12 protein-coding genes and 1 pseudogene are annotated in these 14,702 nt (G+C 48.5%); 9 read left to right on the top strand and 4 right to left on the bottom strand.

Annotation, left to right across the window (positions count from 1 at the left end; all coding sequences use genetic code 11):
• Positions 1-99: 99 nt before the first annotated feature.
• The gene (locus E5358_RS06195; RefSeq protein ID WP_135939363.1) at positions 100-1,557 is read right to left on the bottom strand and encodes an aminoacyl-histidine dipeptidase; all 1,458 of its coding nucleotides are present in this window, start codon (positions 1,555-1,557) and stop codon (positions 100-102) included.
• Positions 1,554-2,546 (bottom strand): lysylphosphatidylglycerol synthase transmembrane domain-containing protein, encoded by a 993-nt coding sequence (locus tag E5358_RS06190; protein WP_135939362.1) that lies wholly within the window; start codon positions 2,544-2,546, stop codon positions 1,554-1,556. The genes E5358_RS06195 and E5358_RS06190 overlap by 4 nt, the downstream gene beginning before the upstream one ends.
• Positions 2,547-2,612: 66 nt before the next feature.
• Here E5358_RS06190 and E5358_RS06185 point away from each other — a divergent pair, with 66 nt between their 5' ends.
• The 9 genes from E5358_RS06185 to E5358_RS06145 all read left to right on the top strand — a co-directional run bounded on the left by E5358_RS06185 (position 2,613) and on the right by E5358_RS06145 (position 13,470).
• Positions 2,613-3,851 (top strand): porin, encoded by a 1,239-nt coding sequence (locus E5358_RS06185; protein WP_135939361.1) that lies wholly within the window; start codon positions 2,613-2,615, stop codon positions 3,849-3,851.
• Between the two features lie 13 nt (positions 3,852-3,864).
• The gene (locus tag E5358_RS06180) at positions 3,865-4,512 is read left to right on the top strand and encodes an enolase-like domain-containing protein (RefSeq protein WP_135939360.1); all 648 of its coding nucleotides are present in this window, start codon (positions 3,865-3,867) and stop codon (positions 4,510-4,512) included.
• Positions 4,513-4,681: 169 nt separating this feature from the next.
• Positions 4,682-5,962 (top strand): adenylosuccinate synthase, encoded by a 1,281-nt coding sequence (locus tag E5358_RS06175; RefSeq protein WP_135939359.1) that lies wholly within the window; start codon positions 4,682-4,684, stop codon positions 5,960-5,962.
• A 24-nt stretch (positions 5,963-5,986) separates the two neighbouring features.
• Complete coding sequence (hisS, locus tag E5358_RS06170; protein ID WP_135939358.1) at positions 5,987-7,354, top strand: histidine--tRNA ligase; 1,368 nt, start codon at positions 5,987-5,989, stop codon at positions 7,352-7,354.
• Positions 7,355-7,448: 94 nt separating this feature from the next.
• Positions 7,449-8,510 carry a rhamnogalacturonan acetylesterase gene (locus tag E5358_RS06165; RefSeq protein ID WP_135939433.1) on the top strand — a complete coding sequence of 354 codons (1,062 nt, stop codon included), beginning with the start codon at positions 7,449-7,451 and terminating at the stop codon, positions 8,508-8,510.
• 63 nt (positions 8,511-8,573) lie between these two features.
• Entirely contained in the window at positions 8,574-10,823 is a 2,250-nt protein-coding gene (gene tamL / locus E5358_RS06160) for a translocation and assembly module lipoprotein TamL (RefSeq protein WP_277821185.1), read from the top strand.
• A gap of 68 nt (positions 10,824-10,891) precedes the next feature.
• Positions 10,892-12,001: a 3-dehydroquinate synthase gene (locus E5358_RS06155; RefSeq protein ID WP_135939431.1), complete on the top strand. Its 1,110-nt coding sequence runs from the start codon at positions 10,892-10,894 to the stop codon at positions 11,999-12,001.
• Positions 12,001-12,810, top strand: coding sequence for a 16S rRNA (adenine(1518)-N(6)/adenine(1519)-N(6))-dimethyltransferase RsmA (gene rsmA, locus E5358_RS06150; RefSeq protein WP_135939357.1), 810 nt, complete (start codon positions 12,001-12,003; stop codon positions 12,808-12,810). The genes E5358_RS06155 and rsmA overlap by 1 nt, the downstream gene beginning before the upstream one ends.
• Before the next feature lie 24 nt (positions 12,811-12,834).
• Positions 12,835-13,470: a 4'-phosphopantetheinyl transferase family protein gene (locus tag E5358_RS06145; RefSeq protein ID WP_135939356.1), complete on the top strand. Its 636-nt coding sequence runs from the start codon at positions 12,835-12,837 to the stop codon at positions 13,468-13,470.
• Positions 13,471-14,073: 603 nt separating this feature from the next.
• Here the strand turns inward: E5358_RS06145 and E5358_RS06140 are convergent.
• Together E5358_RS06140 and E5358_RS06135 are read right to left on the bottom strand one after the other, a co-directional pair.
• Entirely contained in the window at positions 14,074-14,283 is a 210-nt protein-coding gene (locus tag E5358_RS06140; protein WP_135939355.1) for a Sec-independent protein translocase subunit TatA/TatB, read from the bottom strand.
• Between the two features lie 70 nt (positions 14,284-14,353).
• Positions 14,354-14,647 (bottom strand): annotated as a pseudogene (locus E5358_RS06135) (aldo/keto reductase); the annotation flags it as partial.
• Between the last annotated feature and the right edge of the window lie 55 nt (positions 14,648-14,702).

Here is a 14,702-nt window from a genome sequence, read left to right as displayed (position 1 = left end):
AATATATTCCTAAAACCAATGATACGAGTTGTTGTTTTATACTTTTTTTAACAACAAACATTGCATCCTGTTTCTAAATGTATGTCGTGCAAAAACCTGTTACTTCTCAGGAACTTCCTCAAGAGTGCATTTGATAAGCTGCCAAAATTTCCACATTGTAGAGATTTGGCAACGCTCCTGAGGTGTATGCGGATGTTCAAGTGTCGGTCCTGTACTGACGATGTCAAGACCAGGGTATTTGCTGAGGATAACGGAGCATTCCAGACCGGCGTGTACGACATTTACTATTGGTTTATTGCCGAACTCACGCTCATAGATGGCCGACATAATCTTTATCATCTCTGAGTCTGGATTCGGATCCCAGCCGCCATAGCTTCCGGAGAGAGTGACTTTCATTCCTGCCATGCAGAATGCGCTTTCGAGGATTGAAGCGATGTAATCCTTCTGTGACTCGGAAGCCGAGCGTGCGAGTATCTTTATCGCGGCTTTTCCGTCGCCGATGCTTACGATGGCGAGGTTGCTTGATGTCTCGACAATCTCTGGAATGGAAGGGATATAGCGCAGCACACCGTTGTGGCACGCGTTGATTGCGTTGATGACATTGTCGGCAATATCCTCCGGAATCTGTGTCGCAGGCAGCTCGGTGTCCTCGGTTGTCACGACGATTCCCTTTTCTATTCCCTTATACTCGTTGCAGAATGTGTCGTTGTACTCTGCCACAATTGCCTTCAGTTCTTCCACATTCTCTGCCGGAACGGTGAAGACAGCCTCACAGGTGCGTGGGATGGCGTTGCGCATGTTGCCGCCGCTCCATGTCGCGAGTCTTGCGTCAAGGTTAGCGATTATGTCCACTGCGATGCGCGCCATGAGTTTGTTGGCATTGGCAAGTCCCAAGCCAATCTCCAGTCCGGAGTGTCCTCCGTGCAGTCCGTCGATAATGATTTTCACGGCCTTGTCCTCGCAGTCTGTCGCCACCTCTTTATATTCTATCTCCGCAGTGACATCGACACCGCCCGCAGAGCCGATAATCATCTCGCCCTCTGTCTCGGTGTCGAGGTTGAGGAGTATCTCGCCTTCGAGTTCTCCCTCAGGAAGAGCGTTTGCGCCGACCATGGAAGTCTCCTCGTCGGCAGTGATGAGCGCGTTCAGCGGACCATGCTTTAGAGTCTTGTCCTCCATGATTGCCATGATTGCAGCCACGCCCATACCGTCGTCAGAGCCGAGAGTCGTGTTGTTGGCATACACCCAGTCGCCCTCGATGTGTGTCTCGATAGGGTCGGTCTCGAAGTTGTGTGTGGATGTGGGAGACTTCTGCGGCACCATGTCCATGTGCGCCTGAAGGATGATTCCCTTGCGGTTCTCCATGCCCGGAGTGGCAGGTTTCTTCATTACGATGTTTCCTGCCGGGTCCTGGAACGCTTCCACTCCCGCCTTTTCCGCAAAGTCAAGGAGGAACTTCTGTATTTTCTCAAGATGTCCTGAAGGACGTGGAACCTGTGTGAGCAGGTCGAAATTGCGCCAGATGCACTCCGGCTTAAGGTTCTTAATCTCGTTCATAGTATTTGTTTTTTAGAGTTTGTCAAAGACAGTGCTATCCAACTGTATACGCCCAATGCCACCACAAGCAGTGTCTGCACAGTATGCACGATAAGCACAAAGTAAAGTGCGTTGATGTCATCCACACCGTAAAGTATCAGCATAGTCTTCACTGCGAAATGCCAAGGGCCTGCACCGTTAGGTGTTGGGACTATGACTGCAATCGAGCCGACGATGAAAGTGACAAGGGCGCACATCACACCGAGGTCGGCGGTAAAGTCGAAACAGAAGAAAGTCAGATAGTAATGCAGGAAATAGCTTGCCCAGATTGCGATGCTGTAGAAGAGGAATAGTGGGATGTTCTTAACTTGTTTTAATGACATCAAGCCCTCCAACACGCCTTGTGTCGTGGCTTTCACCTTATTATAGAAAGACAGTTTTTTCCTTACAAAATAAAGAGAGATGAGTGCTGCGATGCCGCAGATGGCGGTCACGATATAGCCGGTCGCGGTGAATCGGCCAAGGAAATCGCCGATATTGACACCGGTTTTCTCAAAGAAAATGCCGAACACCCGCATCTCGAACAACAGTGTACAGGCTGTAATCATAAGGATGAGGGCGGAATCGACCATCCTTTCCACCACGACCGTGCCGAGAGCTTTAGGGAACGACACTCCGTCCTTTTTGTGAAGCACACCGCATCGCATGAACTCGCCTACGCGCGGTATGAGCAGGCTTACTGCATAAGAAAGGAAAATGGAGTTGACACTTGTCGATGTGCGCGGCTTCTCGCCGATAGGTTCCAAAGTAAGTTGCCACCGCCAGCCACGGAATGCCTGTGCAAGGATGCCGAAAGGGAATGACAGCCACATCCATGTCCAGTCCATCTCCTTTTCCATAAACCTCCACATCCCTTGGAAGTCAAAATCACGGTACATCCAATAGAGTATCGCGCTGCCAAGTATGAATGGCAGCAGTATTTTGATTGTCTTTCGGATGATTCTTTTCATAATAACTGCAAAATTATAAAATAAATTCGTAACTTTGCATTTGGAATCACAAAAATAACTTTTATTATGATGAAAACGACAGGATTATGGTCAGCCTTTCCCTTACACCACTGCCATAAAGGACCGGCAGGACCGGCGTCATGGCTCAGAGGATGTGCTGTGGCTCTTACTGTTTTGCTCCAGCCGATGGCTGTGTTTGCAGACACGGATGACGAGTTTGCTTCTGAAGAGAAACTTGAGGAGGGCTTTCTGACAAAATATGTCAACGAAGCCATTGCAAAGGGAGTCGAGAAGCAGAACAAGTCCGAGGCGAAAAATATCTCTGACTATGTCAGCGCACCAAAGTTTGGCGGATACTTTGTCGGCAAATACAGCTATTCCACGGAGGAGGGGAAAGAAAGCGGTGACGGTTTCTCCCAGCGTTTCGTGCGTCTTTATGTTGACGGGAAAATACTGAAGGATTTTGCCTACCGCATACAGGTTCAGACCAACAACGACAAGTTTCATATGAAGGACTACTTCCTTGAATGGCAGAAATTCAAGGAGTTCCGTGTGAAGATTGGCCAGTTTAAGCGTGCTTTCACCTTTGAGAACCCGATGAATCCGTGGGATGTCGGTAACGGAAACTACTCGCAGGTGATGCTTAAGTTGTCAAATTCAGGAGATTATCCGGGCGAGAACAGCAGCGGACGCGACCAAGGTCTGCAGATTCAGGGCGACTTGTTCCCTGTCGGAAAGGACAAGCACAGCCTTCTTCATTACCAGCTTATGGTTGCCAACGGACAGGGAATTAACTGTGCCGATGCCAACAAGCGCAAGGACATTCTTGGCACAATCCAGATTCAGCCAATAAAGGGACTTGTGCTCGGAGTTTTCGGATGGACTGGAAACTTCACATATAACGGTGTCACTGCCGACCGCGAACGCTATGCAATCTCCGCAAAATATGATGCTGCCGACTGGACTTTCCGCTCCGAATATGTCCACTCTGTCGGTCATCGTTATGCTGATTTCACCATTGATGAGCATGGGGAGGCTTACGTTTCAGGTGGAACAGGGCGTGCCGATGCGTGGTATGCCACCCTCGGTGTGCCTTGCACGGCATGGCTGAAGACTTATGTCAAATACGATGTCTACCGCGACCAAGGGACATGGGGCTCTGCAAAGTCCATTTACAGTGTTACGCCACACATAAGACTTCATAAGAATCTTATGTTCCAACCGCAGTTCAATTATGTCCACGACCGCAACCTTGCCAAGGCAGACTATTGCGAATTTTGGTTGGAAACTTATGTCAGATTCTAAAAAACATAGTGTTATGCAGATAAATATCAGACCAAAGACCTTAGTGTTGAACGGTTCTTCCTGTTCGGGACATGACGAAAACAGAGAACGACTGTTTGCTGTCATCTCAATCGTTGACGAGGGAAGCGACAGAATCGGTATAGGCGAATGCCTTGTGACGCCCGAGACTTTCGACATGCCCGCCGGCAAAATCGATGCGGAAGGCATGATGCAAGTCATTGCCGGACTGGTGGATAAGGCTTTGCGCAGTGATGACCACACGGCGTTCCTGCGTCCTTGTCCTGCACTGCTGTTCGCTTTGGAGTCGGCAATGTTTGACTATCAGAAGAATCCGTTGCTTTACGACACACCTTTCGCCCATAGCGAAATGGGAATCCCTGTTGTCTCCGAAGTGCCGGAAGACAGCCTCCTTGTCCGCCCGATGCTTGACGGTGGCATAACGGGAGCTATCGAAAGAATCTGTGATGCACAGCAGAAAGGCAAGGAGGTAATCCTCGGTGCAACCTGTGAGAGCAATATCGGGCTGCGCAACATTGCGCTTCTTGCCGGTCGTGTCGCACCGTTCATGCTGTACATCCCCGAGTATTCCTATAAGGAAAACATAGAGATGGACATCGAAATCCGTGGCGGCAAGCTATGGCGATGTGAGGTGGACGAGTGAGTAATGTTCCTCATACGCCTAAAGATTTTACAGGACATCCATAAAAAATATAAATATTCGAGGCGGATTTTCTTTTGTCTCGTTTTTTTTTGCTACTTTTGTAGCGGATTATGTGCCGTTGGTACAAGGTCATGAAAGAGGAATAAAAACAAAACAATACTATAAAGTTATGAATTCAGGAAAAATCGATGTCCTGCTCGGTCTGCAGTGGGGCGATGAAGGTAAGGGTAAGGTCGTTGACGTTCTCACACCGAAGTATGATGTTGTTGCACGTTTCCAGGGTGGTCCTAACGCCGGACATACATTGGAGTTTGAGGGACAGAAGTATGTCCTCCGTTCTATTCCTTCCGGCATTTTCCAGGGTGGAAAGGTCAACATCATAGGCAATGGCGTGGTTCTTGCGCCGGATCTTTTCATGGGTGAGGCTAAAGAACTTGAGAAGAGCGGCCATGACCTGAAGGAGCGTCTCTACATTTCAAAGAAAGCACACCTTATCATGCCTACCCATCGTATTCTTGATGCGGCTTACGAATCGCTGAAGGGCAAGGACAAGGTTGGCACCACCGGAAAGGGCATCGGTCCTACATATACAGACAAAACTTCACGCAACGGTTTGCGTGTAGGTGACATTCTTGACGGTTTCGCTGAGAAATATGCTGCTCACAAGGCACGCCACATACAGATACTGGAGTCTATCGGTTTCAAATATGATGAGGCGCAGCTGGCAGAGACAGAGAAAGTGTGGATGGAGGGTATAGAGTACATCAAACTGTTCCATATCGTTGATTCCGAGCACACTGTCGGCAAGGCTCTTAAGGCAGGCAAGACAATCCTTGCAGAGGGTGCTCAGGGCACTATGCTTGACGTGGATTTCGGCTCTTATCCGTTTGTGACTTCTTCCAACACTATCTGTGCGGGAGCATGTACCGGTCTCGGTGTTGGTCCTAACAAGATAGGTGAGGTGTTTGGAATCATGAAGGCTTACTGTACAAGAGTAGGCGCAGGACCGTTCCCGACAGAGCTTTTTGACGAGACAGGTCAGAAGATGCGTGACATCGGTCATGAGTATGGAGCTGTGACAGGCCGTGAGCGCCGTTGCGGATGGATAGACCTTGTGGCATTGCGCTACTCAATCATGGTCAATGGTGTTACACAGCTTATCATGATGAAGTCGGATGTGCTTGACACATTCCCTACAATCAAGGCTTGTACGGCATACAAGGTGAATGGTGAGGAAACACGCGATTTCCCTTATAACATAGAGAAGGGCATCGAACCTATATATACAGAGCTTCCGGGATGGCAGACCGATATGACGCAGTTCACATCAGAGGACGAGTTCCCTCAGCAGTTCAAGGACTACGTAGCATTCCTTGAAAAAGAGCTGGAGACACCTATCACTGTCATCTCCATTGGTCCTGACCGCGCACAGACCATTGTCCGCAAGTAATCCTGAAGAAGCAAAAGTAAGATTATGGCACAGAAACCAAGCATACCAAAAGGCACTCGCGATTTCGGACCAATGGAAATGGCGAAGCGCAACTATATCTTCAATACTATAAAGGATGTCTATGCGCTCTACGGCTTTCAGCAGATAGAGACTCCTGCCATGGAGAATCTGTCCACGCTTATGGGCAAATATGGCGAGGAAGGCGACAAACTTCTCTTCAAGATTCTTAATTCCGGCGATTTCCTCCATGGCATGACAGCCGAGGAAGTGGCAGAGACAAGCACGCTGAAACTGGCGGCAAAGTTCTGCGAGAAAGGACTCCGCTACGACCTTACAGTGCCTTTCGCACGCTATGTCGTGCAGCATCGTGAGGAACTTCAGATGCCTTTTAAACGCTATCAGATACAGCCGGTGTGGCGTGCCGACCGTCCTCAGAAGGGACGCTATCGTGAGTTTTACCAGTGTGATGCTGATGTTGTGGGTTCAGACTCATTGCTCAACGAGGTGGAGCTTATGCAGATTGTTGACACTGTGTTCACAAAGTTCGGTGTCCGTGTGCAGATAAAAATCAACAACCGTAAGATTCTGACCGGTATTGCCGAGGTGATTGGTGAGGCAGAGAAGATTGTAGACATCACTGTCGCTATCGACAAGCTCGACAAGATAGGACTTGACGCTGTCAACGATGAGTTGCGCAAGGATGGCATTTCTGAGGAGGCAATAGAGAAACTGCAGCCGATAATCAAACTCGAGGGCACCAATGATGACAAGCTCAATGTCATCCGTGAGGTGCTTGCGACAAGCGAGACCGGACTGAAAGGTGTTGAGGAGACGCAGTTTATCCTTGACAGCCTGAAAGGTTCGCTTAACAACGAGATACAGCTCGACCTCACTCTTGCACGCGGACTTAACTACTACACCGGCGCAATCTTTGAGGTGAAGGCACTTGATGTGCAGATAGGCTCAATCACAGGTGGCGGTCGTTATGACAACCTGACAGGAATCTTCGGCATGCCTGGCTTGTCCGGTGTGGGCATCTCATTTGGTGCTGACCGCATTTATGATGTCCTGAACCAGTTGGATCTTTATCCAAAGGAGGCTGTCAACACAACACAGCTTCTCTTTATCAACTTTGGAGAGAAGGAGACTGCTTACTGTCTGCCTGTTGCAGCGTCAGCAAGGAAGGCAGGAATCCGTACGGAGGTGTTTCCTGACAGTGTGAAGATGAAGAAGCAGATGTCATACGCCAACGCCAAGCATATACCTTTCGTTGCCCTTGCCGGCGAGAATGAGATTGCGGAAGGCAAGCTGACATTGAAGAATATGACAACAGGCGAGCAGTCACTCGTAACTCCTGAGGAACTCATTGCTGCAATTTCAGGCACATGCTGATCGTGGTACGAGTCTTGAGCCGTATTCTCTGGTCGTTGTGATAAAGGCTTGTAAGATAACGTTATAGCTTGAAAATATAAATGAAATGAGAAAGATGAAATTCATTTGCAGCATACTCCTTGCAGTGTGCCTTACGCTGCTTGTCTCCTCGTCAAAGCGTCAGACGACAGTGTTCATCATCGGTGACTCCACGGCAGCGGAGAAAGACATATCAAAAGGCTCTCCCGAGCGTGGCTGGGGCATGATGCTTCAAGGATGTTTCTCTGAAGACATAGTTGTCGATAACCATGCACGCAACGGCAGATCGTCACGCTCTTTCAGGGATGAAGGCTTGTGGCAGAAGGTCATGGACAAGATAAAGCCGGGCGATTATGTGTTCATACAGTTCGGGCATAATGACGAGAAGCATGACATCCCGGGCAAGTCGAAACGCTTTGCCAAACCGGGAACGTCGTTTGACGCTAACCTCGAACGTTATGTTCGTGAGACACGTGAGAAGGGCGGCATACCTGTTCTTTTCAACTGTGTGGAGCGCAGACTCTTCTTTGATGCACGTCTGAAGAAGACTGATGCAGAAAAAACAGCGGAATTGTCAGCCGCTGAGAAGAAAGGTGCTGCCGATGATGAGGCGTTGCGTGATGTTAAGTACAGTGAGGAAGAGGTCAACACCGAGTATCTTGTGGCAACACACTATACAGAGGATGGTGATTATACCGCTGCTCCTTATCTTGTTGCAAAGCGGCTCAACGTGCCTTTTGTCGATGCCAACCGCATAACGCACTGGATAGAGACAGAGTATGGTGTGGAAGGCTCACGCAAACTGCACATGTGGCTTAAGCCCGGTGAGGTTGCAAGCATACCTAAAGGCAGGAAGGACAACACACATTATAATATATATGGTGCCCGTGTCGTGGCAAACCGCCTTGCTGACGCCATAGGAGAGGCTGTCCCAGCTTTGAAGGAGCATGTCCGTCACTATGACTATGTTGTGTCGGAGGAAGGACGTGGCAATTTCTTTACCATAGAGGAGGCTGTCAAAGCCATTCCGGCAGGAAAGCAGGCGATAGTCTTGGTGCTTGACGGCACGTTCAAGAAGCCTAAGGCTTCAAAGGGCGTGAAGTATGAAATCCGCTCTAAGGCGGTGATAACAAAATAAGGTAAAACAATGTGTTGAACGGGGCAGGCTGTATGAATGAACTTTCCCCGTGCTGATAACTAAGTGATAAAGACACATATATACAAACTTTCACAGGCTTTCTTTATTTCCGTTTTTCTTATAAGCTGTTCCACGAAAGAACGCTTTGCAGAGGGAGAAATGGAGATAAAGAAAGTCCGTGTTGTTACTGATAATCCCAACATAGATACGCAGATGATGCGTAACTATGTGCGCCAGCTTCCGGGCTTGGAGAACGGAAAGCGTCTGCATCATGCTTATGACTCGGTGAAGACACGCCTGACATGCGAGGACCTTGTCACGGCTCTTGCCAATCAGGGCTATCTTCATGCCGATGTCAGGTCATCTGTTGTGGTGCGTCCGAAGACTGCCGGCAAGAGGAATCCTAAGTGTGAGGTGATTTATTTCCTTCATCCGAATGAGCCGTATGTCGTGGATGACATAAAATATGATATCCGTGATGCGCGCATAGACACACTTTTACGTGAACTTCCGGAGGAAGACAGGGTGATCAGACAAGGCAAACAGTTCAGTGTGGCAGACCTTAACACTGAGCGTTCCTTGATTTCCGGGTTCCTGCAAGACCGCGGATACTATAAGTTCAATAAGGAATTCATACGCTTTGAGGCAGACACTGTCAAAGGAAAGAATACCGTTGACCTGACGTTGCTGCTCCTTCCTTACCGTGCCAATAACAATGCGAAGGAAGAACCGCATCCATGTTACACGGTACGCAAGATAAACTATCTTCCAGGTGGTGGGGATGAGAAGGTCGTTTTGCGTAACAGTGTGCTGGACATTAGCACGGAATTGCGTGAGGGCGAACCGTTCAGCGCGTCGGCATTGCAAGGAACTTACCGGCGTTTCTCACGCCTGCAGGCTCTGCGCTACACAAACATCCGGTTCAATGAGGTCAACGACACTTTGAAAACACTTCCCGATTCAATAGCAGGGGATGATAATCAGGTGGCAGAAGATGACATTGTGCAGACGGATGCAGATGTGTCCGCGCCTGTGAAGTATGGACTTGACTGCGACATACAGCTTTCTTCACGCAAGCCAAACTCCATCTCTGTGCAGCCGGAAGGCACGAACACTGCCGGAGACCTTGGCGCAGCGGTGTCCCTGACATATTCCAACAGGAATCTTTTCCATGGTTCGGAGACCTTCTCCATGCAGCTTCGTGGTGCTTATGAGGCAATAACACAGCTGGAAGGCTATAATGACAAGAACTATGTGGAGTACGGACTGGAATCCAAAGTGCAGTTCCCGAGGTTCATAGCACCTTTCATCTCCAATTCGTTCAAGCGCAACATACAGTCCACAAGCGAACTGAGTGTAGCTTATAACCTGCAGAACCGCCCTGAGTTCCACCGCCGTGTGTTCTCCACATCATGGGGCTACAAATGGTCGGAACCTAACCACCATACCAGTTACAAGCTGGACATGATAGACCTGAACTATGTCTATATGCCATGGATTTCAGAGACATTCAAGGAGGATTATCTGGACTCCGACGACAACCGTAATGCTATCTTGCGTTATAATTACGAGGACCTGTTCATAATGAAGATAGGCTTCGGACTGTCATACAATAACGGAACCAACGCGTTCAAGCTCAATGTCGAGACGGCGGGAAACATCCTCAATGGCTTTGCGAGTGCTTTGAATTTCGGCAAAAACAATGACGGACAGTATACATTGTTCAATATCGCGTATGCGCAATATGTCAAGGGAGACTTTGATGCGACACACATAATGAAGCTCTCTCCCGGTTCCGAACTTGTGTTTCATGGCAGATTGGGCATTGCCTACCCATACGGCAACTCCAAGATACTGCCGTTCGAGAAACGATATTTCTCAGGTGGAGCCAATTCCGTTAGAGGATGGGCTGTCCGTGGTCTCGGACCCGGCAAATACGGAGGCAGTGACGGGCGCATAGACTTCATAAACCAGACGGGCGACATAAAGCTGGATTTGAACATGGAGTATCGCACTTTCCTGTTCTGGAAGCTGTATGGTGCGGCGTTCATCGATGTCGGCAACATCTGGACAATACGCGAGTATGAGAACCAACCGGGAGGACAATTCAAGTTCAATGAGTTCTACAAGCAGCTTGCTGTCGCTTACGGAGTCGGTGTGCGTCTGAATTTCGGATATTTCATCCTGCGTTTTGACTGCGGAATGAAAGCTGTCAATCCGGTATATACAAAGCGGAGTGAGCACTATCCAATCCTCTATCCCGATTTGTCGCGCGATTTCGCGTTCCATTTCGGTGTCGGTTATCCGTTCTGAGATGTGCGTTGTCCGTGCTGTGTGTAGAACAATGACAGCAATAAACATTATTAGGAAACAAGAGAATGATGAAACAAAAGGTTATAATTTCGACATCTTTGGAACAGCATCTTGACGATGTCATCAAGGCGGTTTGTCCTGACCGCCTGTTTCTGCTGTGCGATGCGACCACGGCGGAGGTGTGCTTTCCGAAAGTAAAGGCGTTCGAATGCCTGAAAGATGCCGGTCTTATTGTGATAAAGGCAGGTGATTCCAACAAGAATCTTGACGCTATCGCCGGTGTTTGGGAAGCGTTGCAGAAGGGTGGGGCGACACGCCACTCCATGATGATTAATATCGGTGGCGGAATGGTGACAGACCTTGGTGGCTTTGCCGCGTCGACTTTCAAGCGTGGAATACACTTCGTGAACATCCCGACAACACTCCTTTCGCTTGTCGATGCATCGGTAGGAGGCAAGACTGGCATAAATTTTGGAGGGTTGAAGAATGAGATTGGAGTGTTCAACACTGCCGATGTTGTTATTCTTGACACACAGTTTCTCGACACGCTCAGCAACGTTGAGATGCGTTCAGGCTATGCAGAGATGCTGAAACACGGGCTGATATGCACCTCCGGTGATGACTCTTCTCATTCCCGGAAGCGTATGTGGGCGGAACTTATGGACTTTGACATTGCGGCTCCTGACCTTCAGCAGCTTCAGCGCATGGTAGCGGAATCGGTGCAGGTGAAGGAACATATCGTGGAGATCGACCCCTTGGAACACGGTCTGCGCAAGGCACTGAACTTCGGACATACAGTGGGGCATGCTTTTGAAAGTTTCGGTATGGCTTGCGGAAAACGTCTTGACGGCAAGCAAAACAGCAGCGTCAGCCCTGTCCCGCATGGCTATGCAGTTGCTTATGGTATGGTCTGCGAACTGTGGCTGTCATGTGTCAAGACCGGTTTCCCGCAGGATATCATGCGCAGCACAGTGCGGTTCATCAATGATTATTATGGCAAAATGATGATTTCCTGTGATGATTACGAGACCTTGTTTGAACTGATGACCCACGACAAGAAGAACACCGCCGGTACAATCAACTTTACACTCCTTTCCGACATAGGAGGAATAGAAATCAACCAGACTGCCACCAAGGAGGAAATCTTTGAGGCGTTTGACTTTTACAGAGAAAACTGATGAAGCAAGTAAGAGCGAAAAAACAACTCGGACAGCACTTCCTGACAGACCTCGGGATTGCGCGACGCATAGCTGACACCGTGGATGCATGCCCGGAGCTGCCTGTACTTGAGATAGGGCCGGGCATGGGTGTGATGACACAATACCTGAAAGAGAAGCCGCGTCCGTTCAAGGTTGTGGAGATAGACAAGGAGAGTGTGGCATATCTTAATGAGCGTTGGTCAGACTTTCAGCCACAGATTATCAGTGGCGACTTCCTTCGTATGGACCTTAAAGAGGTGTTTGGAGGCGAACAGTTCGTGCTGACGGGCAACTATCCTTATGACATATCATCACAGATTTTCTTCAAAATGCTTGACAATAAGGATTTGATACCTTGTTGCACAGGTATGATACAGCGTGAGGTCGCCTTGCGTATAGCGTCAGAACCGGGCACAAAAGCCTATGGCATCCTTTCCGTTCTCATTCAGGCATGGTATGACACGGAGTATCTGTTCACTGTCGATGAGACGGTTTTCAATCCACCGCCAAAGGTCAAGTCGGCAGTCATACGCATGACACGCAACGGAGTTACCGACCTTGGATGTGACGAAGTGCTCTTCAAGCGTGTCGTGAAGACGGTATTCAACCAGCGCCGGAAGATGCTGCGCGTCTCCCTGAAGCAGATTTTCAATGGAGAGCAGCAGGCACGGCAGGAGTTCTTTACAAATGAGATAATGACAAAACGTCCTGAGCAACTGACTGTCCGGCAGTTTGTCGAACTGACAAACCTTGTAAAGGCAGAGCTTGAAGCCGTTGCGAAAGACTAACCTTGTAAAAGCGAACGAAAGGCATTGCTGAGAATAAACGACAATATAGAGACGGTAAGCGAGGATACTCTTATAGCCGAAATGGCACTGTTGCCACAGTGGCGGCGGCAGGAAGCCCTGCGCTACAAGCACATGACAGGGCGCAGGGAATCGGTAATGGCATTCCGCCTGCTGCAGGAAATGACCGGAATACGTGACTTGGAGTTTGTCATCGGAGAGCATGGGAAGCCGTCGATAAAGGGACATCCGGAACTGCATTTCAACCTTTCCCACTGCCATTGTGCTGTGGCGTGTGCTGTCGATGATGCCCCGGTCGGAGTAGACATTGAGAGGGTAGGGCGCTACAAGCGTTTTCTGGCGGAGTGCACCCTGTCGGACGATGAGTTTCATCATATCCATTATTCCTCTCCGGACACATCTGTGCCACGCCCTTCTGCTGAGACAGACCTGCTGTTCACCGTCCTTTGGACAAAGAAGGAAGCACTCATCAAGCTCCTCGGGATAGGCATCGGCTCAGCAGAACATATCCGCAATGTCCTTGCTGACTATGACGGAAAAGTACTGTTTGACACTGTTGTGGACAAGAGTGGCAGATATGTATGTACAGAGGCGCGTTTCTTGTCTTGTGCGAAATTATTGATGTTCGGTAAAAAACAATGACAATCAGCAAAGTTCTTAGATATCCCCATTTTATGAGGTTCTTCTTCAAAATGGGCTTGTCTTGTCAAAGCTAACGCGGTTCTCTGTCCGGAAACATCCGGAAATTGCGTACACAATCAAAGATGTATTTGCGTTTTTACCGGACACCAATAGTACGAAATAAACAGAACCTACAGAAAGAGCAGAATCAGAGTTATTCCGATTCTGCTCTTTCTGTAGGTATATGTCATTGTATGTCAGTGTTTTCTGTTGTTGCCAATACTGATATTCTGTGAGGCATGACTGAAAATTGTGTGTGAATATGCGTGTTCAGGATAATCAAGTTTCTCAATGTCTATGAGCCTGCAACTCGATTCTGTTCATTATGTAAGTAAAATACCGATAATAGCTTGCATAATGACAATGATATTGCATTTTTTGGTAAATTGAAAATATAACACATGTTAAAATATGGATGATTAAACGAAAGGTAAGCCTTTTCACGTTCAAACGTTACCTTTTGTTAAGCCGAGTGTAACCTTTTCCAATGTGAATGGTTATCTTTCATAATGCGAGAGGCAACATTCCATAATCATGTCCGAGACGTTTGGGGATATAGAATAATCAGGTTTTGTTGTTAGTGGATTGTTTTTGAGTTTCTTTGAGGTCCGTTTCTATGCCGTTCATTCCCTCCTTGAAGGAGCGTAGCCCTTTTCCCACGCCGTGCATGAGCTCGGGAATCTTTTTGCCGCCGAAGAGGAGAAGTATAGCCAAGGTGATAAGAAGCATTTCCTGCATACCTATGCTCCCTATGAAAAGCAGTTGATGTGTCATGGTGTGTTGGTTTGTTTGGTGGGTTTTATGGGTTTTATGTTTGTTGTTTTAATCACTCCACAGATGCTTGTCAGAATCCAACCTGTTTCTGCTGTTCGGCATTGTATCGGTCACCGACTACAGGGATGGCAGAGACGCGCTGTTCAAGTTCGTTCCATTCACTGTCAGCGAGTTGGAAGTTCGGCGTGAGGAGATTCTCTTCAAGGTGTGAGAGTTTTGTCGTTCCGGGGATAGGCACCATCCACGGAGCCTTATGCAGAAGCCATCCGAGAGCCACCTGTGCCGAGGTCATACCGAGTGTGCGCCCGAAGTCCTGAAGGATGTTGACGATGCGGTAGTTCCGGTGTATAGCCTCCGGTTGGAAGTCCATAATCAACACATTGTATATTGAATCTGCCTGTGGGCAGTTCATCCATTAT

The sequence above is a fragment of the Palleniella muris genome, assembly GCF_004792655.1.
In the GTDB taxonomy this organism is placed as follows: Bacteria; Bacteroidota; Bacteroidia; order Bacteroidales; family Bacteroidaceae; genus Prevotella; species Prevotella muris_A.
Note: the sequence above shows the minus strand (reverse complement) of the source record. Positions and strands in the feature narration are given on the sequence as shown.

What these genes read in the sequence shown, in the direction of transcription:
- E5358_RS06175 (WP_135939359.1), top strand. Translation starts at nt 4,682, where the DNA reads ATGAATTCAGGAAAAATCGATGTCCTGCTCGGTCTGCAGTGGGGCGAT.
- E5358_RS06140 (WP_135939355.1), bottom strand. Translation starts at nt 14,283, where the DNA reads ATGACACATCAACTGCTTTTCATAGGGAGCATAGGTATGCAGGAAATG.
- E5358_RS06195 (WP_135939363.1), bottom strand. Translation starts at nt 1,557, where the DNA reads ATGAACGAGATTAAGAACCTTAAGCCGGAGTGCATCTGGCGCAATTTC.
- E5358_RS06190 (WP_135939362.1), bottom strand. Translation starts at nt 2,546, where the DNA reads ATGAAAAGAATCATCCGAAAGACAATCAAAATACTGCTGCCATTCATA.
- hisS (WP_135939358.1), top strand. Translation starts at nt 5,987, where the DNA reads ATGGCACAGAAACCAAGCATACCAAAAGGCACTCGCGATTTCGGACCA.
- E5358_RS06165 (WP_135939433.1), top strand. Translation starts at nt 7,449, where the DNA reads ATGAAATTCATTTGCAGCATACTCCTTGCAGTGTGCCTTACGCTGCTT.
- E5358_RS06180 (WP_135939360.1), top strand. Translation starts at nt 3,865, where the DNA reads ATGCAGATAAATATCAGACCAAAGACCTTAGTGTTGAACGGTTCTTCC.
- E5358_RS06155 (WP_135939431.1), top strand. Translation starts at nt 10,892, where the DNA reads ATGAAACAAAAGGTTATAATTTCGACATCTTTGGAACAGCATCTTGAC.
- rsmA (WP_135939357.1), top strand. Translation starts at nt 12,001, where the DNA reads ATGAAGCAAGTAAGAGCGAAAAAACAACTCGGACAGCACTTCCTGACA.
- E5358_RS06185 (WP_135939361.1), top strand. Translation starts at nt 2,613, where the DNA reads ATGATGAAAACGACAGGATTATGGTCAGCCTTTCCCTTACACCACTGC.